Origin of the sequence: Streptomyces sp. NPDC006259 (genome assembly GCF_042870975.1) — a bacterium.
Classification (GTDB): domain Bacteria; phylum Actinomycetota; class Actinomycetes; order Streptomycetales; family Streptomycetaceae; genus Streptomyces.
Genome location: NZ_JBIAHY010000013.1, coordinates 40,600 through 61,920 on the forward strand (window position 1 = coordinate 40,600; position 21,321 = coordinate 61,920).

20 protein-coding genes are annotated in these 21,321 nt (G+C 72.2%); 7 read left to right on the top strand and 13 right to left on the bottom strand.

Features of this window, described 5'->3' with window-relative positions:
- Positions 1–130: 130 nt before the first annotated feature.
- Positions 131–355, top strand: a complete 225-nt coding sequence (locus tag ACFYO5_RS36665) for a DUF397 domain-containing protein (RefSeq protein ID WP_356568570.1) — start codon at positions 131–133, stop codon at positions 353–355.
- A 92-nt stretch (positions 356–447) separates the two neighbouring features.
- On the top strand, positions 448–915 hold the full coding sequence (locus tag ACFYO5_RS36670) for a hypothetical protein (protein ID WP_388717783.1): 468 nt from the start codon (positions 448–450) through the stop codon (positions 913–915).
- A 409-nt stretch (positions 916–1,324) separates the two neighbouring features.
- Here the strand turns inward: ACFYO5_RS36670 and ACFYO5_RS36675 are convergent, their stop codons facing one another.
- On the bottom strand, positions 1,325–2,482 hold the full coding sequence (locus ACFYO5_RS36675; protein WP_388717786.1) for an acyl-CoA dehydrogenase: 1,158 nt from the start codon (positions 2,480–2,482) through the stop codon (positions 1,325–1,327).
- A 206-nt stretch (positions 2,483–2,688) separates the two neighbouring features.
- On the opposite strand from ACFYO5_RS36675, the gene ACFYO5_RS36680 reads away from it, so the two are divergent.
- Both ACFYO5_RS36680 and ACFYO5_RS36685 read left to right on the top strand, forming a co-directional pair.
- Positions 2,689–4,032, top strand: coding sequence for a UDP-glucose/GDP-mannose dehydrogenase family protein (locus ACFYO5_RS36680; RefSeq protein ID WP_356568576.1), 1,344 nt, complete (start codon positions 2,689–2,691; stop codon positions 4,030–4,032).
- A 209-nt stretch (positions 4,033–4,241) separates the two neighbouring features.
- Positions 4,242–4,640 (top strand): VOC family protein, encoded by a 399-nt coding sequence (locus ACFYO5_RS36685; RefSeq protein ID WP_388717789.1) that lies wholly within the window; start codon positions 4,242–4,244, stop codon positions 4,638–4,640.
- A 4-nt stretch (positions 4,641–4,644) separates the two neighbouring features.
- Here the strand turns inward: ACFYO5_RS36685 and ACFYO5_RS36690 are convergent, their stop codons facing one another.
- The 4 genes from ACFYO5_RS36690 to ACFYO5_RS36705 form a co-directional block, all read right to left on the bottom strand.
- Entirely contained in the window at positions 4,645–5,769 is a 1,125-nt protein-coding gene (locus tag ACFYO5_RS36690) for a dipeptidase (RefSeq protein WP_356568579.1), read from the bottom strand.
- A gap of 188 nt (positions 5,770–5,957) precedes the next feature.
- Positions 5,958–7,136 carry a dipeptidase gene (locus ACFYO5_RS36695; protein WP_388717792.1) on the bottom strand — a complete coding sequence of 393 codons (1,179 nt, stop codon included), beginning with the start codon at positions 7,134–7,136 and terminating at the stop codon, positions 5,958–5,960.
- A 5-nt stretch (positions 7,137–7,141) separates the two neighbouring features.
- Positions 7,142–7,666, bottom strand: coding sequence for a 5-(carboxyamino)imidazole ribonucleotide mutase (purE, locus tag ACFYO5_RS36700; RefSeq protein WP_356568583.1), 525 nt, complete (start codon positions 7,664–7,666; stop codon positions 7,142–7,144).
- On the bottom strand, positions 7,663–8,802 hold the full coding sequence (locus ACFYO5_RS36705; protein ID WP_356568585.1) for a 5-(carboxyamino)imidazole ribonucleotide synthase: 1,140 nt from the start codon (positions 8,800–8,802) through the stop codon (positions 7,663–7,665). The genes purE and ACFYO5_RS36705 overlap by 4 nt, the downstream gene beginning before the upstream one ends.
- A 199-nt stretch (positions 8,803–9,001) precedes the next feature.
- Between ACFYO5_RS36705 and ACFYO5_RS36710 the strand changes: the two genes are divergently transcribed.
- Positions 9,002–9,499, top strand: a complete 498-nt coding sequence (locus ACFYO5_RS36710) for a GtrA family protein (RefSeq protein WP_388717796.1) — start codon at positions 9,002–9,004, stop codon at positions 9,497–9,499.
- A 108-nt stretch (positions 9,500–9,607) separates the two neighbouring features.
- Here the strand turns inward: ACFYO5_RS36710 and ACFYO5_RS36715 are convergent, their stop codons facing one another.
- Together ACFYO5_RS36715 and ACFYO5_RS36720 are read right to left on the bottom strand one after the other, a co-directional pair.
- The gene (locus tag ACFYO5_RS36715; RefSeq protein WP_356568589.1) at positions 9,608–10,882 is read right to left on the bottom strand and encodes an ATP-binding protein; all 1,275 of its coding nucleotides are present in this window, start codon (positions 10,880–10,882) and stop codon (positions 9,608–9,610) included.
- A gap of 146 nt (positions 10,883–11,028) precedes the next feature.
- Complete coding sequence (locus ACFYO5_RS36720) at positions 11,029–11,706, bottom strand: response regulator transcription factor (protein ID WP_356568591.1); 678 nt, start codon at positions 11,704–11,706, stop codon at positions 11,029–11,031.
- Between the two features lie 510 nt (positions 11,707–12,216).
- Here ACFYO5_RS36720 and ACFYO5_RS36725 point away from each other — a divergent pair.
- Positions 12,217–13,713 (top strand): oligopeptide:H+ symporter, encoded by a 1,497-nt coding sequence (locus ACFYO5_RS36725; protein WP_388717800.1) that lies wholly within the window; start codon positions 12,217–12,219, stop codon positions 13,711–13,713.
- Between the two features lie 64 nt (positions 13,714–13,777).
- On the opposite strand, the gene ACFYO5_RS36730 is transcribed toward ACFYO5_RS36725, so the two are convergent.
- From ACFYO5_RS36730 to ACFYO5_RS36755, 6 genes are all read right to left on the bottom strand, one after another.
- Positions 13,778–15,040 carry a hypothetical protein gene (locus tag ACFYO5_RS36730; RefSeq protein ID WP_388718077.1) on the bottom strand — a complete coding sequence of 421 codons (1,263 nt, stop codon included), beginning with the start codon at positions 15,038–15,040 and terminating at the stop codon, positions 13,778–13,780.
- Between the two features lie 62 nt (positions 15,041–15,102).
- Positions 15,103–16,245: a hypothetical protein gene (locus tag ACFYO5_RS36735; RefSeq protein ID WP_388717803.1), complete on the bottom strand. Its 1,143-nt coding sequence runs from the start codon at positions 16,243–16,245 to the stop codon at positions 15,103–15,105.
- Entirely contained in the window at positions 16,242–17,063 is an 822-nt protein-coding gene (locus tag ACFYO5_RS36740; RefSeq protein ID WP_388717806.1) for a hypothetical protein, read from the bottom strand. The genes ACFYO5_RS36735 and ACFYO5_RS36740 overlap by 4 nt, the downstream gene beginning before the upstream one ends.
- A gap of 25 nt (positions 17,064–17,088) precedes the next feature.
- Positions 17,089–17,790 carry an LPXTG cell wall anchor domain-containing protein gene (locus ACFYO5_RS36745; RefSeq protein ID WP_388717809.1) on the bottom strand — a complete coding sequence of 234 codons (702 nt, stop codon included), beginning with the start codon at positions 17,788–17,790 and terminating at the stop codon, positions 17,089–17,091.
- Positions 17,791–18,694: 904 nt separating this feature from the next.
- The gene (locus tag ACFYO5_RS36750) at positions 18,695–19,180 is read right to left on the bottom strand and encodes an ATP-binding protein (protein WP_388717812.1); all 486 of its coding nucleotides are present in this window, start codon (positions 19,178–19,180) and stop codon (positions 18,695–18,697) included.
- Between the two features lie 342 nt (positions 19,181–19,522).
- A complete protein-coding gene (locus ACFYO5_RS36755) occupies positions 19,523–19,900 on the bottom strand; it encodes an STAS domain-containing protein (protein WP_356568601.1) in 378 nt (125 codons plus the stop codon).
- A gap of 234 nt (positions 19,901–20,134) precedes the next feature.
- Here ACFYO5_RS36755 and ACFYO5_RS36760 point away from each other — a divergent pair, with 234 nt between their 5' ends.
- The gene (locus tag ACFYO5_RS36760; RefSeq protein ID WP_356568603.1) at positions 20,135–21,052 is read left to right on the top strand and encodes an RNA polymerase sigma factor SigF; all 918 of its coding nucleotides are present in this window, start codon (positions 20,135–20,137) and stop codon (positions 21,050–21,052) included.
- Positions 21,053–21,321 lie beyond the last annotated feature (269 nt).

A 21,321-nucleotide genomic window follows, 5' to 3' on the forward strand; every position in this document is an offset into this window, starting at 1 on the left:
GCCGGCGCTGCACGGAACGCGGCCAGGGTTCCAGGCGCTGAAGTCTCTCCCTCTCCTCCATGAACTCCCGCCCGACATGGGCGGCGGCGGTCAGCCATGGCCGCGATCAGTTGAGCAGGAAGGCGCAGTGATGCTGAACGGAACCGACCTGTACGCGCTCGACACCGACGGGGCCTCGTTCGTGAAGGCGTGCGGCGGCCCCTGCACCGAAGGGTGCGTGACCCTGGCCCGCATCGGCGACGACGCATGGGCTCTGGGTGACAGCAAGCGGCCGGGCGCCGAGCCGCTGAGGTTCACCACGGAGGAGCTGGACGCGGCCGGGATCGACCCGGCGCGGTTCGGTCTGTCCGTCTGACCCACCCCTCTCCAGCCGGTCCCGGCCCATCCCTCCATCGGGTCGGGGCCGGCTGGCCCTTCGCCCCTCAAGAGGATTGAACGGGAACGCTGGTGCACCATCACGGCTATCTGTGGACCGGTCCGAAACAGCGTTTCGACCAGGAAGCGCTACGGCGGCCCCCACATCCCGAGCCGCCCCCGGCCGGAAGCAATCCGGAACTCATCCAGCGCTACCGGGAAGTGGCGGCGGAGTTCCCAACCGTTGATCTCCCTCCGCTGGAAACTGCGTATTGGCTGGTCAAGCCGCGTTCGTTGGTTCGTGGCACGTGGGATGAGGCGAAGGAAGGGGCGGCCTGGCTCGGAGAGCGGTTGGCGGAGTGCGCGCCCCGGTTCGCCTCGGAGAGGGACCGTGACACCACCCGTCTGGCCGCCCTGATCAACTCCGCTGCTGAGCAGTTGGGTTCGGGGACTGATGTGTCACTCGGGTTCTACCTCGAACGGCCCTCGTACCTGTCGCTGGCGGTGGTGACGTGTTCCCCGAATCGCTTGAGGCCTGAACTGACGTGCCCTGCTCCGTAGTCGAAGCAACTAAGGCTCACTCACTCCGCACCACTACCGGTCGCGGCTGCTGTACGCCGGAGTCCCCGAGAACGACGTGGCCGACTGGATGGGCCACAGCAGTACGGACGTACTGGGGGTGCACTCCACTACATCTCCGAAGGGGCCGAGCAGCGCTGCCGGGCCGCCATCGCCCGGCGCCGACGACCCTACGGAGGCATCAGAGGTTGCCTGATCCGCATACGACAACAGCCCCCGGCATCACGCCGGGGGCTGCGTTGTCTGTGCAGGTCAGTGGCCGTTTCCAGCCCGGCGTCCGCCCAGGATTCCCTCAGCATGACGCCCAGGAACGGCCCTGATCAGGCCGCGACGGACGGAAAGCCCAGGATGCCCATGCGGACCCTCGCCCCCCTGACCTGCAAAAACCCTGCTAGGGAAGGTTCCTTGCCATCACGATCCGCTGCACCTGGTTCGTGCCCTCGTAGATCTGGGTGATCTTGGCATCGCGCATCATCCGCTCGACCGGGTAGTCGCGGGTGTAGCCGTAGCCGCCGAGGAGCTGGACGGCGTCCGTGGTGACCTCCATGGCGACGTCGGAGGCGAAGCACTTGGCCGCCGCGCCCTGGAAGGTGAGGTCGCTGTCGCCGCGCTGGGACTTGGCGGCGGCGGCGTAGGTCAGCTGGCGGGCGGCCTCGATCTTCATGGCCATGTCGGCGAGCATGAACTGGATGCCCTGGAAGTCGGCGATCGCCTTGCCGAACTGCTTGCGCTCGGTGACGTAGCCCTTGGCGTAGTCGAAGGCGCCCTGGGCGACACCGAGGGCCTGGGCGGCGATGGTGATGCGGGTGTGGTCCAGCGTCTTCATCGCGGTGGCGAAGCCGGTGCCCTCCTCGCCGATCATGCGGTCGGCGGGGATGCGGACGTTGTCGAAGTAGACCTCGCGGGTCGGGGAGCCCTTGATGCCGAGCTTCTTCTCCGGAGCCCCGAAGGAGACGCCCGGGTCGGACTTCTCCACGACGAACGCCGAGATGCCCTTGGAGCGCTTGGCCGGGTCGGTGACGGCCATCACCGTGTAGTACTCGGAGACGCCCGCGTTGGTGATCCAGCGCTTCACGCCGTTGAGGATCCAGTGGTCGCCGTCGCGCACGGCGCGGGTCTTCATGCCGGCCGCGTCGGAGCCGGCGTCGGGCTCGGAGAGGCAGTAGGAGAACATCGCGTCGCCCTTGGCCAGCGGCGACAGGTACTTCTTCTTCAGGTCCTGGGAGCCGGACAGGATCACCGGGAGCGAGCCGAGCTTGTTGACGGCCGGGATCAGGGAGGAGGACACGCAGGCGCGGGCCACCTCCTCGATGACGATGACCGTGGCGAGCGCGTCGGCACCGGTGCCGCCGTACTCCTCGGGGACGTGCACCGCGTGCAGGTCGCTGGCGACCAGCGCGTCGAGGGCCTCCTGGGGGAAACGGGCCTCCTCGTCGACCGCTGCGGCGTACGGCGCGATCTTCGCCTCGGCCAGCGAGCGGATGGCGTCCCGGAGCATGTCGTGCTCCTCGGACGGGCGGTACAGGTCGAAGTCAGCCGATCCGGCCAAGGTCTCTCACGCTCCAAGAACGCTGGGTGTGCTCTCGCTAATTACCGTTAAGTAACTCAAATTTTAGAGGCCTGCCCACGCGAGTGATACGTGAGCTTGGCGACAGGGGCGGCCACACCGGTGAACTGCCCGGTGAGGGGCCCGGGTACGCCCCGACTATGCTCGTTGCGCGCATCCGGTCCCGCCCCGCCCACCCAGGAGCACGCATGGCCCTCAAGATCACCGTGATCGGCACCGGTTATCTCGGTGCCACGCACGCCGCGGCCATGGCCGAGCTGGGCTTCGAGGTACTGGCGCTCGACATCGTGCGCGAGAAGATCGAGATGCTGGAGCGGGGCGAGACCCCGATGTACGAGCCGGGCCTGGAGGAACTGCTGCGGCGCCACGTCGCCGGGTTCGAGGGTTCCAGCGGTCGGCTGCGCTTCACCCAGGACTGGGCGGAGGTCGGCGCGTTCGGCGACGTCCACTTCGTGTGTGTCAACACCCCGCAGAAGCACGGCGAGTACGCCTGCGACATGTCGTACGTCGAGTCGGCGATCGCCTCGCTCGCCCCGCATCTGGAGCGGCCCGCGCTGGTGGTGGGCAAGTCGACGGTGCCGGTGGGCTCCGCGGACCGGCTGGCCCGCACGATCGCGGAGCTGGCGCCGGCCGGCGAGGACGCCGAGCTGGCGTGGAACCCGGAGTTCCTGCGTGAGGGGTTCGCCGTGCAGGACACCCTGCACCCGGACCGGATCGTGGTCGGGGTGCGCAGCGAGCGGGCCGAGCGGACGCTGCGGCAGGTGTACGCCGGGCCGGTCGGGGAGGGCTCGCCGTTCGTCGTCACCGACTTCCCGACGGCCGAACTGGTGAAGACCTCGGCGAACTCCTTCCTCGCCACGAAGATCTCCTTCATCAACGCGATGGCGGAGGTCTGCGAGGCCGCCGGCGGCGACGTGGCCAAGCTGGCGGAGGCCATCGGGTACGACGACCGGATCGGCAAGAAGTTCCTGCGGGCCGGGATCGGCTTCGGCGGCGGCTGTCTGCCCAAGGACATCCGGGCGTTCATGGCGCGCGCGGGTGAGCTGGGCGCGGACCAGGCGCTGACGTTCCTGCGGGAGATCGACTCGATCAACATGCGTCAGCGCGGGCAGATGGTGGAACTGGCCCGGCAGTCGCTGGGCGGGGGTCCGTTCCTCGGCAAGCGGGTCGCCGTGCTCGGCGCGACCTTCAAGCCGGACTCGGACGACGTGCGGGACTCGCCGGCGCTGAACGTCGCCGGGCAGATCCACCTCCAGGGCGGCCAGGTGACCGTCTACGACCCCAAGGGCATGGACAACGCCCGCCGGGTCTTCCCGACGCTCGGCTACGCCGACTCGGCGCTCCAGGCCGTCCGGGGCGCCGACGTGGTCCTGCACCTGACGGAGTGGCGGGAGTTCCGGGAGCTGGACCCGGCGGCGCTCGGCGAGGTCGCGACCGCGCGGCTGATCCTGGACGGGCGCAACGCGCTCGACCCGGTGCTGTGGCGCAAGGCGGGCTGGACGTACCGCGCGATGGGACGCCCGACCGCCTGAGAAGGCCGGGTTCGGGGAGGCCGCCCGGGGCGGGGCCGGACACGGGTGACGCCGGTTCGGCCGAGGCTCAGTCGGCCGAACCGGCGTCACCCGCATTCTGCCGCACCAGGGCGCCGCGTGACGTGTGAACCCGCTGTGGGTTACGGCGGCGGCCCGTCCGGGCACTCGGTCGCCCACGTGTCCGTCGCACACCGACCGAGGAGTTGCCCATGGCACCCGCCGTCCGACTGCGTTCCGTCGTGCTCGACTGCCCCGACCCGCGCGCCCTCGCCGAGTTCTACGCCGCTGTCGTGGGCGGTACTCCCGAGGCCGAGGAGGGCGCCGAGGACTGGTACGTCCTCCAGGTGCCCGGCGGTCCCCGGCTGGCCTTCCAGCGGGCGGAGGGGCTGACCCCGCCCGAGTGGCCGCGGGCCGACCGCAACGCGCAGCAGTTCCACCTCGACTTCGACGCCGGTGCCACCTGGGAGGAGGTCGACGCGGCTCACGCGCGCGTGCTGGAGCTGGGCGCGCGGCCGCTGGACCTGGAGGACCGGGAGAAGAAGGACTTCCAGGTGTACGCCGATCCGGCGGGGCACCCGTTCTGCCTGTGCCGGATCGCCTCGGCGTAGCCGTTCAGGCGTCGAGTTCCGTGATCGTCGCCGTCGACGGCTCTCGGCGCTGCTGTGCCGTCTGGGCGGTGAAGTCCGCGCTGCGCAGGACGCGTTGGACGTTCCCCCAGGTCAACTGGGTGATGTCGGTGTCCGGCCAGCCTCGGCGCAGGAGTTCGGCGATGAGGTGCGGATAGCCGGCGGCGTCGGCGAGGTCCTGCGGATGGGCGGCGCCGGAGTCGTGGGTGCCGGACAGGCCGACGCAGCCGGGTCCGGCGATCTCACGGACGTGGTCGAGGTGGTCGGCGACGTCCCTGAGGGTCGGGCCGGTCTGTTCGGCGGCCAGCGGCACCATGCACAGGCCGCCCGCCGCGCCGAGGGCCGCGAGGAGTTCGTCGGGCAGGTTGTCGGGGTGGGGCCGCAGGGCGCGGGCGGCGGAGCGGGTGCACAGGGCCGGGGTCCTGGAGAGGGTGAGGGTCCGCAGGATCGTGGCGTCGGAGGCCCCGGAGAGGTCGGCGAGCACGCCGAGCCGGTTCATCTCGCGCACGACCTCCTCACCGAACCGGCTGAGCCCCGCCTCGCTGGCCCAGGAGGTGCCGGCGAGGGTGAGGAGGCGTACGCCGAGGGAGTGCAGGACGCGCAGGATGCCGAGGGAGTCGCCGAGGGCGGTGGCCGGGGCCGGTCCGAGGACGACGGCGACGCGGCCGCAGTTGCGGGCGTCGATGACCTGGCCGGCGCCGAGCGCGGGGCGCAGGCCCTCGGGGTGGGCGCGGATCACGGACCGGACGAGGTCGAGCTGTTCCAGGGTGGCGGTGACGGCCCGGCCGGTGGCGAGTGCCGTGGGCGGGTGCAGTGACCAGAACAGGGCGCCGACATGGCCCTCGCGCAGTCGGGGCAGGTCGGTGCCGACGGCGCTCTCGCCCAGCTGGAGGTCGTAGAAGGGCAGCCGGCGCAGGGCGCGGGGCAGGGCGTTGTGCCCGTCGACGACGGGGTGGGTGGCGAGGAGGGCGCGGGCGCGGTCGAGGGGTTCGGCGTCCGGGTCGGACAGCGCGGTGGTCCCGGCGTCGGGGGGGTCCCCGAAGGGAGCGAACGGGTCCGGCAGCTCGCCGACCTCCGGCGTGGTGTGCAGTTCGTGCTGGAGGTCGGCCATGGCGGTCTCCGTACGTCGATCAGCAGTACGGTCACCGTCGCACGGCGGGCGGGCCGCTTCCTGGTGGAAGGTGCGTTCGGGGTACGTGCGGGGAACGGAGGCCGGCGATCACCGGGTCGACGCGTCGCGGCCGGCGGTCGGGGCGGTGACCGGCCGCGCCGGTCGTGGCGCGGCCGGCGAGCCCTGACTCAGCCGTCGAGCGAGCCGATCGTCGCGTTGGACGGGGCTCGGGTGGCCCGCAGGTCGCGGGAGACGTCCTCGGCGGCGCCCAGGACCCGGACCGCGTTGCGCCAGGTGAGCTTGGCGAGGTCGGGCCCGGACCAGCCCCGGCGGAGGAGTTCCGCGAGGAGTCGCGGGTAGCCGGAGACGTCGTCGAGGCCCTCGGGGGTGAACGCGGTGCCGTCGTAGTCGCCGCCGATGCCGAGGTGGTCGATGCCGGCGACCTCGCGCATGTGGTCGAGGTGGTCGGCGACCGTCGCCACGGTCGCGACCGGACGCGGGTTCGCCTCCTCGAAGGCGCGGTGCACCTTCATCGCCTCGGCGGTGGCGGCCAGGTGGTGGAAGCCGTGGGCCCGCATGTTCTCGTCGGCCGCTGCCGTCCAGTCGACCGCCGCCTGGAGCACGAACTTCGGCACGAACGTCACCATGGCGATGCCGCCGTTGGCGGGGAGCCGCTCCAGCACGTCGTCCGGGATGTTGCGCGGGTGGTCGCAGACGGCGCGGGAGGAGGAGTGGGAGAAGATCACCGGGGCGGCGGAGACGTCCAGCGCGTCGCGCATCGTCGTCGCCGCCACGTGCGAGAGGTCGACCAGCATGCCCTCGCGGTTCATCTCCCGCACGACCTCGCGGCCGAACGCCGTCAGCCCGCCGGCCCTCGGCACGTCGGTCGCGGAGTCCGCCCAGTCCACGTTGTCGTTGTGGGTGAGGGTCAGGTAGCGCACGCCGAGCGCGTACAGGCCGCGCAGGGTGCCCAGCGAGTTGGCTATGGAGTGGCCGCCCTCCGCGCCCATGAGCGAGGCGATACGGCCCTGGGCGCGCGCCGCCTCCATGTCGGCGGCGGTCAGCGCGGCCATGAGCGTCTCGGGGTGGCGCTCGATCAGCTGCCGTACGCAGTCGATCTGCTCCAGGGTGGCCGGGACCGCGTCCGGCTGGTCGGAGCGGACGTACACCGACCAGAACTGCGCGCCGACGCCGCCGGCGCGCAGCCGGGCGAGGTCGGTGTGCAGGTGGGCGCTCTGGTCGGTGGCGATGTCGCGGGCGTCGAGGTCGTAGCGGACCTGCTCGCGCAGCGCCCAGGGGAGGTCGTTGTGGCCGTCGGCGACCGGGTAGGCGCCGAGCAGTTCCCGGGCCTGCTCCAGCAAGGTCATCGGCGTCACTTCCCGAAGCCGAATCCGCCGCCGGAGCCCTCGGCCTTGGCGCGCAGCCGCTTGCCCTTCTCGGTGGCCTGGTCGTTGAGGTCTTGCTGGAACTCGCGGATCCGGGTGAGGAGGTCCTCGTCGTGGGCGGCGAGGATGCGGGCGGCCAGCAGACCGGCGTTGCGGGCGCCGCCGACCGAGACCGTCGCCACCGGGACGCCGGCCGGCATCTGCACGATGGACAGCAGGCTGTCCAGGCCGTCGAGGTACTTCAGCGGCACGGGCACGCCGATGACGGGCAGCGGGGTGACGGAGGCCAGCATGCCGGGCAGATGGGCGGCGCCGCCCGCGCCCGCGACGATCACCTTGAGTCCGCGGTCCGCTGCCTGCTCTCCGTAGGCGATCATCTCGCGCGGCATGCGGTGCGCGGAGACGACGTCGACCTCGTACGCGATCTCGAACTCGTCGAGGGCCTGGGCGGCGGCCTCCATGACGGGCCAGTCGGAGTCCGACCCCATGACGATGCCTACAACAGGGCTCATTCGGTGATCGTGCCTCTCAGGTAGCCGGCAGCGTGACGGGCGCGTTCCAGCACGTCGTCGAGGTCGTCGCCGTAGGTGTTCACGTGGCCGACCTTGCGGCCGGGCTTCACGTCCTTGCCGTACATGTGGATCTTCAGCTGGGGGTCGCGGGCCATGCAGTGCAGGTACGCGGAGTACATGTCCGGGTAGTCGCCGCCGAGGACGTTGACCATGACCGTCCAGCGGGCGCGCGGGCGCGGGTCGCCGAGGGGGAGGTCGAGGACCGCGCGGACGTGGTTGGCGAACTGCGACGTGATCGCGCCGTCCATGGACCAGTGGCCCGAGTTGTGGGGGCGCATCGCCAGCTCGTTGACGAGGATGCGGCCGTCCCGGGTCTCGAACAGCTCCACGGCGAGGTGGCCGACGACGTCCAGTTCCTTGGCGATGCTGAGGGCCATCTCCTCGGCCTTGAGGGCCAGGTGCCGGTCGAGTCCGGGCGCGGGGGCGATCACCGTGTCGCAGACGCCGTTGACCTGCTGGGACTCGACCACGGGGTAGGCGACGGCCTGGCCGTGCGGGGAGCGTACGACGTTGGCGGCCAGCTCGCGGACGTAGTCGACCTTCTCCTCCGCGAGGACGGGCACGCCCGCGCGGAAGGGCTCGGCGGCCTCCGCCTCGCTGCCGACGACCCAGACGCCCTTGCCGTCGTAGCCGCCGCGGACCGTCTTGAGGACGACGGGGAACCCCTCGCCCTCCGCGGCGAAGGCGGCGACGTCCGCCGCGTCGGCCACGATGCGGTGCCGTGGGCAGGGGACGCCGATCGCGTGCAGTTTCGCGCGCATCACGCCCTTGTCCTGGGCGTGCACGAGCGCGTCGGGGCCCGGACGGACGGGGATGCCGTCCGCCTCCAGAGCCCTGAGGTGCTCGGTGGGGACGTGTTCGTGATCGAAGGTGATCACGTCACAGCCCCGCGCGAACTCGCGCAGCGTGTCCAGGTCGCGATAGTCGCCGACGACGACATCGCTCACCACCTGGGCCGCGGAATCCTGGGGAGTGTCACTGAGGAGCTTGAACCTGATGCCCAACGGGATGCCCGCCTCGTGTGTCATACGAGCGAGCTGACCCCCGCCGACCATGCCGACTACCGGGAACGTCACGCCCCTAGGGTATCGGCCACGTCGCCCGGCTGAATCCGAGCCTCCGTCCCGGTCCCCACCGGCCTCGTACCGGCGGTTCCGCCGCTTCTCGCCGTCCCGATCCGCACCGGGAAGCCGGCAGCACAGGAAAACCCCCGAGAAGGGTGGTTAGCATGGCTGGGTTGACGAAACCGACACCCGGACGGGGGCCTGTACGACCATGGCACATGGTTCCTCGGGGGAAGGACGGCTGCGCAGACTCACCCGTGAGCTGGCCAAGTTCGGCGCAGTGGGCGGGGCCGGGCTGCTGGTCAACCTCGGTGTGTTCAACTTCGTGCGGCACGTCACCGACCTCCCGGTGGTGCGCGCGAGTGTCGTCGCCACGGTCGTCGCCATCGCCTTCAACTACGTCGGGTTCCGGTACTTCACCTACCGGGACCGGGACAAGGGTGGGCGCACCAAGGAGATGACGCTGTTCCTGCTGTTCAGCGCGGTGGGACTGGTCATCGAGAACGGGTTGCTGTTCCTGGCGACGTACGGGTTCGGGTGGGACAGTCCGTTGCAGAGCAACGTGTTCAAGTTCATCGGGATCGGGGTCGCCACCTTGTTCCGGTTCTGGTCGTACCGGACGTGGGTGTTCAAGGCGATTCCCCTGCGGGGGGCGGTCCTGGGAGAGTCCCGGCCGGCCGGGACCGCGCCCAAGCAGCGGGTCGGCTGAGGGGCGTTCCCCGCCCCCGCCGGGTCGCCGCCCGGCTGAACGGCGCCTGGTCCGCGACCGCCCCCGGTCCTCAATCGCCGCCCCTCGACCGCCGGACGGGCCGGTGGGTCATCTCACCGTGGGTTCCGCCTCCGGAGGTGCTTTCTTCTCCGGGGCCGTCGTCGACAGGAACAGGCCGAAGACCGGGGGCTTGGTCTGGAGCATCTCCAGACGGCCGCCGTCGGCCTCGGCGAGGTCCCGGGCCACCGCGAGGCCGATGCCCGTGGAGTTGCGGCCGCTGATCGTGCGCTCGAAGATGCGGGCGCCGAGGTCCGCGGGGACGCCGGGGCCCTCGTCGGTGACCTCGATGACGGCCTGGTTGCCGGTGACGCGGGTGCGCAGGGCGACCGTGCCGCCGCCGTGCATGAGCGAGTTCTCGATCAGGGCCGCCAGCACCTGCGCGACCGCGCCCGGCGTGCCCACCGCCTGGAGGTGCCGCTTGCCGGAGCTGACGATCGCGCGGCCGACGCCGCGGTAGGCCGGGCGCCACTCGGCGAGCTGCTGCTGGATCACCTCGTCGAGGTCGAAGGTGACGGCGGAGCCGGTGCGGGGGTCGCGGGAGTTCGTCAGCAGGCGCTGCACGACGTCGGTGAGGCGTTCCACCTGCGTCAGGGCGATCGTGGCCTCCTCCTTCACCGTGTCCGGGTCGTCGGTGAGGGTGATCTCCTCCAGGCGCATGGACAGGGCGGTGAGCGGGGTGCGCAGCTGGTGGGAGGCGTCGGCCGCGAGCCGGCGTTCCGCCGTGAGCATGCGGGCGATGCGCTCGGCGGAGGAGTCCAGCACATCGGCGACCCGGTCCAGCTCGGGGACGCCGTACCGCTTGTGGCGGGGGCGGGGGTCGCCGGAGCCGAGGCGTTCGGCGGTCTCCGCGAGGTCGGTGAGCGGGGCGGAGAGCCGGTTGGCCTGGCGGATGGCCAGCAGGACCGCGGCGATCACGGCGAGCAGCGCCACCAGGCCGATGATGAGGAGCGTGCGGCCGACCTCGCGGGTCACGGAGGAGCGGGGCTCCTCGACGACGACGCTCTCGCCCTCCTCGCCCGTCGCCTCGCCGCGGATGACATCGCCGGAGGGCCGGCTGCCCACGGCGATGGCCGGCTTCCCCGGCATCCGGATGACCGCGTACCGCTCCTTGGTGAGCTGGTCCCGCAGCACCTGCGCGTCGACGGTCCCGGCGCCGATGAGCCTGCTGTCCACGATGCTGGCGAGCCGGGCCGCCTCCAGCTCCACGCGTTCCTGCGCGCTGTTGCTGATGGTGCGTGTCTCGACGATGACGAGGGACACCCCGAACACGGCGATGACGACGAGCACGACGGCCAGCGTGGACTGGATCAGACGGCGACGCACAGGGCCCTCCGGGCAGGTGACTTACGTGAAGCGGTGGGCCGTCGCCCGCCGGCCGGACCTTCACCGGGCGGACCTTCGCCGGTCGGCCGGACCTTCGCCGGGCGGACCTTGGTCGGCCGACTCCTCGCCGGCCGACCCTTCGCCGGCTAGCTCTTCTCGAAGCGGAAGCCCACGCCCCGCACCGTGGCGATGTAGCGCGGGTTCGCCGCGTCGTCGCCCAGCTTCTTCCTCAGCCACGAGATGTGCATGTCCAGGGTCTTGGTCGAGGACCACCAGGTGGTGTCCCAGACCTCGCGCATCAGCTGGTCGCGGGTGACGACCCGGCCGGCGTCGCGCACGAGGACCCGCAGCAGGTCGAACTCCTTGGCCGTGAGCTGGAGCTCCTCCTCGCCCATCCAGGCGCGGTGCGACTCGACGTCGATGCGGACGCCGTGCGTGGCGGGCGGCTGCTGGGGTTCGGCGGAGCCGCGCCGCAGCAGGGCCCGGACCCGCGCGAGGAGTTCGGCGAGCCGGAACGGCTTGGTGACGTAGTCGTCGGCGCCCGCGTCCAGTCCGACGACGGTGTCGACCTCGTCGGCGCGCGCGGTGAGGATCAGGATGGGGATGGCGTGACCGTCGGCGCGCAGCCGGCGGGCCACTTCCAGGCCGTCCATGCCGGGGAGCCCGAGGTCCAGCACGACCAGGTCGATGCCGCCCTGCATGCCGGCGTCGAGCGCGGTGGGTCCGTCCTCACGCACCTCGACCTCGTACCCTTCCCTGCGCAGTGCGCGGGCCAGCGGCTCCGAGATGGACGCATCGTCCTCGGCGAGCAGTACACGGGTCATGAAGGCGATGGTAGTCCGCGTGGGGCAGGGCGAGTGGTGTGATGCCCGACCGGGCCTCTTACTCGCGGACAAGCCGGACAAGCCGCCCGCGACAGCCTCGGCGATCTTGGTACGGACCTGGGCTCGCGGGATGACATCCTGGTATGGACCTTGGAAACCGTGCCGCGGTTCCTCCGGGGCCTGTGATGTGTGCCTCAAGTCCTTCCATATCCGGTTCTGTCCTGCCGTATGGTGAAAGCACGCCTGTAGCACCGCGGGGACCTTTGGCGCTCGACTTGACGCTGAGGGTCTCTTTTGTGTGCGGGCCGGCTCTCCGCCGGCCTTGCAAAGGAATGACCTGTGGCCGGGCCCCCACTCGCGGGGCGTGGATCCCGGTGGTCGCCGTCCGCCGTTCCGTGACCCGGAGCGGCTCCCCCGTGGGCGTGGGTGGACGGGCCGATCAAGCCGGTGCCGGCCGCCCCAACCGGGCGCACACGCTCCACCGCGCGTCCCGACCAGCAAGGAACGACCATGGCGTCCAGCCTGACGAAGGACCCGGTACGCCCGGGTACCCCCGGAACCGGGAAGACCTTCTTCGGCCACCCCCGCGGACTGGCCACTCTCTTCATGACCGAGATGTGGGAGAGGTTCTCCTACTACGGCATGAGGGCTCTCCTCCCGCTGTACCTCGTCGCACCGGGCGGCCTGCACCTGAACGCCGGCACCGCGACCGCGATCTACTCCGTGTACGTGTCGCTGGTGTACCTGCTCGCCATGCCCGGCGGCTGGTTCGGCGACCGGGTCTGGGGTCCGCGCAAGACCGTCGCCGTGGCCGGTGCGGTGATCATGCTCGGTCACCTCACCCTGGCCCTGCCGTCCTCCGGGACCTTCTACGCCGGTCTCGGCCTGGTCGCGATCGGCTCCGGGCTGCTCAAGGCCAACATCTCCACGATGGTCGGCCACCTCTACGACGGCCCGGACGACCCGCGCCGCGACGGCGGCTTCACCGTCTTCTACATGGGCATCAACCTCGGTGCCTTCGCCGCGCCGCTGATCATCGGCACCATCGGCGAGAACGTGAACTGGCACTTCGGCTTCGCGCTGGCCGCGCTCGGCATGGCGCTGGGCCTGGTCCAGTTCCTGCTGGGCAGCCGCCACCTGGCCGACCGCTCCAGCGTCGTGCCCAAGCCGCTGTCGCCCGAGGAGAAGACCAGCACCCTGCGCAAGGCCGCGATCTGGCCCGGCATCGCCGTCGTGGCGTACGCCGTCGTCGGATTCTCCGGCCACTACACGCTCAACTGGATCCTGGTCCCGCTTACCCTGCTCGGCGTGATCATCCCGGTGATGGTGCTGGTCAACATCAAGCGGGACAGGGAACTCGACCGCCCCGAGCAGTCGAAGATGTCCGCGTACATCTGGTTCTTCGTGGCCGCGGCCGTGTTCTGGATGATCTACGACCAGGGCGGCTCGACCCTGTCGATCTTCGCCGACTCCTCCGCCGACAACACCGTCCTCGGCTGGGAGTTCCCGGTCTCCTGGTACCAGTCGGTCAACCCGGTCCTGATCATGGCGCTGGCGCCGGTCTTCGCCTGGTTCTGGCTCGCGCTGAACAAGCGCGGCAAGGAGCCGAGCACGATCGTGAAGTTCGCCTCGGGTCTGGTCCTGGTCGGCGCGTCCTTCTTCCTCTTCCTCGCCCCGCTGTCGATCGCCGACGGCGGTCACAAGGCGGCCGCGATGTGGCTGGTGGCGATCTACTTCGTGCAGACCGTCGGTGAGCTGCTGCTCTCCCCGGTCGGCCTGTCGGTCACCACGAAGATGGCGCCCGCGAAGTACGCCTCGCAGATGATGGGCGTCTGGTTCCTGGCCGTCACCGCCGGCGACGCCACGACCGGTCTGCTCTCCATCGCCGGCGTCGACCTGAACAGGACGGGCATCGTCGCCATGGAGGCCACCCTCGCGGTGGTCGCCGGCGTCGCGGTGTGGATGTACCGCAAGCGCGTCAAGGAACTCATGGGCGACGTCCGCTGACGTCCCCTCCCCCACGGCTTCCCGAGGGCCGCCGCGACTCCGGTCGCGGCGGCCCTCCGCGCGATCAGCGGGTCCGTCGGCGCCCCGGCAGACACGTGAACACCGCGGCGCCCAGCAGCACCGCCGTGCCCGCGAGGAGGCCGAGCGCCTTGAGGGCGGCGTGGTCGCCGGCGCCCGTCTCGGCGAGGCCGCCGCCGGTCGACGTACCGCCGCCGGACGAGGACGAGGACGAGCCGTTGCCGCCGCCCGAGGCGCCGCTCGCCTGTTCGGCGGTGTCCAGGGTGAGGGAGACCGTCGATCTGTCGGGGGTGCAGGTGGTGGTCGTACCGAGGGCCTCGATGGTGAGGACTCCCGGCGCCAGGGTGGAGGTGCCGGTCGCGCCCGGCTTGTAGCTGCCCGTCAGGTCGGGGATCTGGATCGGCGTGCCCGACCTGACGGCCTCCTTGTTCGTCGGGCCGGTCACCCGCACCGAGCCGTGGTCCGCGCCGCCGAGGACGATCCGCATCGACGGCTTCACCGAGTCGGCGGGGATGTCGATCGGGCTGTCCATCACCGACTTCTTGAACTGCACGGTGAGGTCGTAGCCGCCGCCGTTCTTCCTCGCGTTGATCTGCACCGGCGAGGTGGCCTTCTTCTCACCGATGGGCGAGGCGCAGGTGTAGGGCACGTCGACGACCTTGCCGGTGAAGTCGGTCCGCCCGCCGCCGGAGGACGACGGGGACGGCGGCGGTGAGGCGGACGGACTGGCCGGCGGCGTCGAGGACGGTGGCGGAGACGACGAGGGGGGCGGGGACTGCGAGGGGTCCGGCGAGCCGCTGGAGGAGTTCCCGGCCGTCACCGTGATGCTCGCGGCCGGCCGCACCGGTTCCGTCGGGGCGCACTTGGTGTCCGTCGACATGGCGTTGACGACGTAGGCGTCCGGGGTCAGCGTCACCTGCCCCGCCGCCGTCAGCTTCAGGGTCGCCTTCATCGCGGACAGGACCATCGCGCCGCCCTTGGGGATGGCCGGGTTCTCCCGCGGCCCCCGCATCGCGATGTCCGCGGTCTGCGCGCCGGCCGCCTTGAGCGTGCCGGACGGCTGGACGGAGTTGGCGGGCAGATCGATGATGTCGGGGTTCTTCGAGGCGGCCTCGGTGAACTTCCAGACGATGTCGACGGTGTCGCCGACCTTCGCCGCGGCCGGCGCGGTGATCTCGACCTTGGTGGTGCCGTTCACCTCGGGCAGGCCCACGCCCGCGGGCGGGACGCAGCGGGTGGCGTAGGACACCTCCGCGGCCCGCGCCTGCGGGGCGGCCGGGCCGAGGAGGACGGCGGACCCGGCCGCCAGTACGGCGACGGCGCCCGCCGCCGCTCTCCTGCGCCCTGGGGGTACGGCTCTCTCGCGCTCGCTCACGTCATTCCCTTCCTGCCGGGAGTCGTCGGATCCGTCGGAGTCGCGGGACTCCTCGGCTGGTCGCCGTGCGGTGCGGAGAGCCGGCCCGCCGGGCCCGGACCGGAGTCCGGGGTGAACCACGGCAGGGTCGGGGCCGGGGGCGAGGCCGGTGCGGGCGCCTCGTCGGGGACGGGCCTGCGCCAGGGCAGGCGGGCGGACGGACGCGGCTCCCGGTGCCGGCGTGCGGGGGCCGTACCCCGACGGCCCGCGCGCATACCGCGCCGGCCGTCGGCCGGTCGCGGCCGGACGCGGTCCACCACCGCCATGCCGACGCGGAACACCGCCGCCGGCACCACCAGGCAGAGCAGGAGCCAGAACAGGAGCACGCCCCAGGGGCGGTCCACGCCCCACGGCTGCTCGGCGAGGACCTTGCCGCCGTACTCGAGGGAGACGGTGTAGTCGCCGTGGGCGCCGTCGGCGAGTTCCACGGGAAGTTCGACGCGGGCCTTCTCGCCGGGGGCGACCGTGCCGCGCCACCGGCGTTCGTCCCACTGGGGGGCGAACACGCCGTGGGCGGTGCCGACACGGAAGACCGGGTCCTTCACGGGCGCGGTCCCGACGTTGCCGACGGTGAGGACCAGCGTGCGGGTGGGGGGCGCGCCGAACCAGGTGAGCACCCCGTCGGAGCCCTCCAGCACGGTGTCGCTGAGGACCGACAGGCGGCCGCCGACCGTCTCGGCGGGCAGCGGTGCGACCGCGTGCCCGGCCACCTGGAACGCCGCGTCGGCCTGCGCCCGCGCACCGGTCGCGGTGGCCACGTGGACGACGCAGGGGCACGGCACCGGCGGTTCGGCCACCGGCAGCACGCGGCTGAAGCGGCCGTCGGCGTCGGTGGTGACGGCCCGGCCGTCGGCGTTGGCACAGGAGTTGGTGCCGCCGACGACGCCCCTCGACGGTTCGGCCTGGCCGCAGACCAGCAGCATCAGCAGGGCGCGGGGCCGCCATCCGCTGCCGCTGACGGTGAGGGAACCGCCCGTCCCCGCCTGCGACGCGGACAGCTTCACGGTGGGCGTCCCGGCGGCCTGGGCGGGCCCCGCCCAGGGCAGCACCAGCAGCGCCAGCACGACCGCCAGCACCGGAATCCGCGCCCTGGCGCTCACGTCGGCCCCACCTGCGGAAGCGGGCGTTCGGCCGTCGTGCGGCGCCTTCGCCGGCGTACGGCCACGGGGGTCGCGGCGAGCAGGAGGGCGCCGGCCGTCGTACCGGCCGCCGTACGCCAGGGCACGAACCGGACCGACGCCGTGCCCGTGGCCCGCGCCCCGCCGGACGCGGTCGCCGTCAGCCGGACGGTCACCGCGTCCAGGACCGGTCGGTTCGGCCAGGGCTCGTCGAGCCGCAGGCGGCCGCCCGGCGCCAGGCGGACGGGCAGGGTGCGCGGGGCACGGTCCAGGACGGTGCCGAGGACACCGTCCGCGCGCACGGCGAGCCGCGGCACGAGGACGGTCGTACCGCGGTTGACCAGCTCGTACGTGATCCGTCGCGCGCCCACGGCCACGTGTTCGACGGTCAGCGCGGCCAGCCGGGGACCGCCGACCCGCAGCAGCAGCCGTACCGTCGCCTCCCCGCCGTCCGCTGCGCGTACGACGATCGTGGCGGAGCGGTCACCGGGGGCCGCGTCCGGAACCGTCAGGGTGAAGGGCACCTCGGCGCGGGTCCGGGCGGGAACGCGCAGGGCGGCCCCGGCCAGGGTGATCGGCAGTCCGGTGGCGCGCAGCCGGACGGTGAGCGGCCGGGTGCCCCGGTTGGTGACGGCGAGGGTGTCCCGGAGCACCGTGCCGGGCGCGCCCTCCGCGTAGAAGGAGGGCCGGTCCCGGCCGGCGGGCGCGGCGGACCAGAGGGCGTCGGCGGGCGCGGTGGCCGACGGGAGCGGCAGGACGGGCAGGGTCAGCAGCAGGGCACAGGCGGTGGCGTACGGCATCGGCGGCGGCTCCCGGGAGGTGAGGTCAGCGCGTCTGGTCCCGCCGGGTCAGCCACAGGGTGCCCGCCGCGCCGGCCAGCAGGACCGTGCCGCCGAGGGTGGCGAGGGCGATCGCGGAGTCCTCGGGGCCGGTCTGCGGGAGGGCGCCGGAGCCGCTGTCGTCCTGCGTGCCGCCACCCGGCTGGGTACCGCCACCGGGCTGTGTGCCGCCGCCGCCCTGGACCGTTACGTCGAGGGTGAGCGAGGGCGGGGGGCTCTTGGTGGGGGTGCAGGTGGTGGTCGTACCGAGTGCCTTGATGGTGAGGACACCGGCGGTGAAGGTGACCTTGCCGGTCCTCTTCGGGGTGTAGGTGCCGCTCAGGTCGCTGATCTTGATGGGGGTGTCGGCCGGGACGGCCTCCTGGTTGGCGGGGCCGGTGACGTTCAGCGTGCCGTTGTCGGCGCCGCCGAGCCTGATGGTCGCGCTCGGTTTCATCGCGCCCTTGCCGAGTTCGACGGGGCTGGAGGAGACGCCCTTCTGCCAGGACATGGTGATCCTGTAGGTGCCGCCGCTCTCGACGCCCTTGATGTCGATGGGCGAGACGGCGCTCTTGTCGCCGATGGGCGTCTTGCAGGCGTAGTCGACGTCGACGACCTGGGCACTGGCCGCGGGGGCGGCCATCCACACCGCCGGTCCGGCGAGGGCCGCGGCGGTCGCGAGCACGGCGGTTGGCTTCCGGTAGGACACGGTCCCCTCATTCCTGACAGGTCGTCGAAGGCACCGCTTCCTGACGGCGCATCAGATAGGGCCGTCAAGGTACGCCCGGCACCGTGAGGAAGGAAGGGGAGGCGCACGCCGGAGTTGTGACGATCCGGCGTGCGGGGGGTGGGGATGGGGCTGGAGGGGACGGTTCCGGCGTGCGGGGGGTGGAGATGGGGCTGGAGGGGACGGTTCCGGCGTACGCGGGGGCGGGGAGGGGTGGGGGCTGGGGCGAGGTGGGGGCGGGGTGGACGGCCACGGCGCCGGCGTCGGCGTCGGCGCCGGGCGCCGGGCGCCGGGCGCCGGGCGCCCGCGTCGGCGGGACGGCAGCGATGGCCGCCGGGTGTGTGCCGTCGGCTGTGCGGGACGGCCGCGGCGCGTCGACGGCTGTGCGCCGTCGCCGGTGCGGGACGGCCACGGCGGGTCGGCGGCTGTGCGCCGTCGCCGGTGCGGGACGGCCACGGCGGGTCGGCGGTCACGGGCGGCACCTCAGCGGCGCGGGACGGCCACGGCGTGTCCGGCGGTGCCGCAGCACTCGGGGGGGTGCGGCAGCCGTGGGCGGGCGGCGCGGTCACCGTCCGGTCCGGCCTCGGTGCCGGGCCGAGGACGCGGGTGCGGGCGTCATCTCAGCGGCGCGGGACGGCCACGACACGTGGGCGTCACGGGCGGCGTGTCAGCGGTGCGGCAGCACTCGGGGGGTGCGGCAGCCGTGGGCGGGCGGCGCGGTCACCGTCCGGTCCGGCCTCGGTGCCGGGCCGAGGACGCGGGTGCGGGCGGCACCCGCAGGGGGACGCGGCACCGCCCACGGGGAACGGGGCACCGCCCGCGGGGGTCGCGGCGCCGCCCACACGCGGACGGAGCGCCGCTCCGCACGGGAACGGGACGCGGCGGCTTACGCCGGAGCGCCCAGCTCCGCCCAGACCGTCTTGCCGTCGGCGCCCGGAGTTCTCACGACTCCCCAGTCGAGGCAGAGACGCTCCACGATGAACATGCCGTGTCCGCCGGGGCGGCCGGCGCGGTGGGGGTTGCGGGGGGCCGGCTGGCCGGTGCCGCGGTCGGAGACCTCGACGCGGATCACCTTGTTGTCGCAGCCGAGCTGGAGGTGGTCCGGGCCCCCCTCGGCGTGCAGGCAGGCGTTGGTGACCAGTTCGGAGACGACGAGCAGCACGTCCTCGGCGGCGGCCCGCTGGTCGGCGCCGGCGGCGGGCAGCCAGCCCCACGCGTGCAACGCCTGACGGGCGAAGTCGCGGGCGAGGGGTACGACCCCACTCTCGCCGTCGAAGCTCAGTCTGCGGACCTGACGACCCGCCGACGCTCCGGAAGCGCCGCTGGGCTCCGGGCCGCGGTCGCCCGGCGAGTAAGGCCGGGTGGTGCTCATCAGCGCTTCACCTCACCGATTCCCCAGTTCAGGGTTCAATTCACAGCTCAGTTCGTGATGTCGTTCATCGTGCACACCATCGGGGATTCCACGGGTGCGCCGCACCTCGGCGACGCCGGAGCCGGTCCACACGGTCGGCGGCCGTCGCACGGTCGGTCTACGCATCCCGCCCTCTCCTCGTGCTGTGCCACCGACATGTCCAGATGTCTCCTGCCCGGCGGATCCGGCGGAACACCCCTCGTTCGCCCGTAGGTGAGCGCCCTGTCCGCCCTGCCGGGCCGCGGCGCGCCGGAGTACCGGTCGCGTCCGGCCGCCGGAAGGGCCGACGGGCGGGCCCCGGAGTCAGTCGTCGCCGTCCGCGAGGGCCGCCTCGACCGTGTCGTGCACGGTGAAGACGGCGTCCGCGCCGGTGATCTCGAAGACTCGGGCCACCACGGGCAGCATGCCCGCCAGATGCACCCCGCCCCCGGCCGCCTCCGCCTTCAGGCGGGCGCCGAGCAGCACGTTGAGCCCCGTGGAGTCACAGAACTCCAGTCGTGAGCAGTCCACGACAAGTCGACTCAGCCCCTTGTCGAGGCAGTCCTCCAGTGGCTCACGCAACAGATCGGCCGTGTGGTGATCAAGCTCACCGGCCGGGGTCACGACGGCACTGGAGCCCTCTTGCCGCACTTCCACCATGAGCCGGCCAGACTGTGCGCTGCCGACCGTCCCGCGGTCCATGCCCTGTCTCTCCCGAGGTCGTGACTGCTAGCTGACGCCCTCGAACACTACGCCTTCGATCCGCACTCCAACAGCCGAACAATCACCCACAAACAGACATAACCCAACAAACCGCACTTGCGATCGGCCGAGTAAAGCGGGTAGGGCTAGAGGAACACACCCGACATGGCCGGCTTTGGAGGCGCCGCACACCGTAGTGCACGCACTGGCTTCGGCAGCCATATGCCGAGAACGATGGAGGACATCATGTCATCCCGGCTCGACGCTCCGCATACCCACAGGGCGACGTCGACACCCCCTCCGGAACGCCTGAATCCCATCGAGCGGAGCGGCGGTCCCCGTGACGCCCTCGCCGGCCTCCCGGAGATCCCCCCGTACGACGAGGTCGGACCCGTCGACGCGCGGGCCCTGTCCAAGACGCTCTTCGAGCGGCTCGAGTCGCTGGAGGAAGGCACGTACGAGTACTCGTACGTACGCAACACCCTCGTCGAACTGAACCTCGCGCTGGTCAAATTCGCGGCCTCCCGCTTTCGCTCCCGCAGCGAGCCCATGGAGGACATCATCCAGGTGGGCACGATCGGCCTGATCAAGGCGATCGACCGGTTCGAACTCAGCCGTGGTGTGGAGTTCCCCACCTTCGCGATGCCAACCATCGTGGGCGAGATCAAGCGTTTCTTCCGGGACACGTCCTGGTCCGTGCGCGTCCCGCGCCGGCTCCAGGAGCTGCGGCTCGACCTGGCCAAGGCCGGCGACGAACTGGCCCAGCAGCTCGACCGCGCCCCCACCGTGGCCGAGCTGGCGGAGCGCCTCGGGATCTCCAACGAGGAGGTCGTCGAGGGCATGGCCGCCTCGAACGCGTACACCGCCGCCTCGCTGGACGCCCAGCCCGAGGAGGACGACGCGGAGGGCGCCCTGGCCGCCCGCATCGGCTACGAGGACCACGGACTCGAGGGAATCGAGTACGTCGAGTCGTTGAAGCCGCTGATCGCCGACCTGGCGCCCCGCGACCGGAAGATCCTCTCGCTGCGCTTCGTCGTCGGGATGACCCAGTCGGAGATCGGCGAGGAACTCGGCATCTCGCAGATGCACGTGTCGCGGCTGCTGTCGCGCACGCTGGTGCGGCTGCGCAAGGGCCTGACGCTGGAGGAGTGAGCGCGCCTCCCCGGCGGACGCCGGGCAGGCCCGGAGACCAGTGCGGTCGGCGCCCGGGTGAGCGGCCGGATGCCGCCACCCGGGCGCGGTCCTGCCTCGGCCGCGCGGACGGCCGCCTCCGCAGCCCCTCTTCCCGCGCGGACGGCCGCTCCGTCACCCCCCTTCCGCGCGGACGGCCGCCCCCTCGGCGGCCCCGCCACCCGCGCCGACGGCCGTCCTCATCGCGTGTCGTCCCGCGGGCGGCCGTTTCATCGCGTGTCGTCCCGCGG

Coding starts and splice junctions, on each gene's coding strand:
- ACFYO5_RS36665 (WP_356568570.1), top strand. CDS start 131: ATGCTGAACGGAACCGACCTGTACGCGCTCGACACCGACGGGGCCTCG.
- ACFYO5_RS36680 (WP_356568576.1), top strand. CDS start 2,689: ATGGCCCTCAAGATCACCGTGATCGGCACCGGTTATCTCGGTGCCACG.
- ACFYO5_RS36685 (WP_388717789.1), top strand. CDS start 4,242: ATGGCACCCGCCGTCCGACTGCGTTCCGTCGTGCTCGACTGCCCCGAC.
- ACFYO5_RS36690 (WP_356568579.1), bottom strand. CDS start 5,769: ATGGCCGACCTCCAGCACGAACTGCACACCACGCCGGAGGTCGGCGAG.
- ACFYO5_RS36695 (WP_388717792.1), bottom strand. CDS start 7,136: ATGACCTTGCTGGAGCAGGCCCGGGAACTGCTCGGCGCCTACCCGGTC.
- purE (WP_356568583.1), bottom strand. CDS start 7,666: ATGAGCCCTGTTGTAGGCATCGTCATGGGGTCGGACTCCGACTGGCCC.
- ACFYO5_RS36710 (WP_388717796.1), top strand. CDS start 9,002: ATGGCACATGGTTCCTCGGGGGAAGGACGGCTGCGCAGACTCACCCGT.
- ACFYO5_RS36720 (WP_356568591.1), bottom strand. CDS start 11,706: ATGACCCGTGTACTGCTCGCCGAGGACGATGCGTCCATCTCGGAGCCG.
- ACFYO5_RS36725 (WP_388717800.1), top strand. CDS start 12,217: ATGGCGTCCAGCCTGACGAAGGACCCGGTACGCCCGGGTACCCCCGGA.
- ACFYO5_RS36740 (WP_388717806.1), bottom strand. CDS start 17,063: ATGCCGTACGCCACCGCCTGTGCCCTGCTGCTGACCCTGCCCGTCCTG.
- ACFYO5_RS36750 (WP_388717812.1), bottom strand. CDS start 19,180: ATGAGCACCACCCGGCCTTACTCGCCGGGCGACCGCGGCCCGGAGCCC.
- ACFYO5_RS36755 (WP_356568601.1), bottom strand. CDS start 19,900: ATGGACCGCGGGACGGTCGGCAGCGCACAGTCTGGCCGGCTCATGGTG.
- ACFYO5_RS36760 (WP_356568603.1), top strand. CDS start 20,135: ATGGAGGACATCATGTCATCCCGGCTCGACGCTCCGCATACCCACAGG.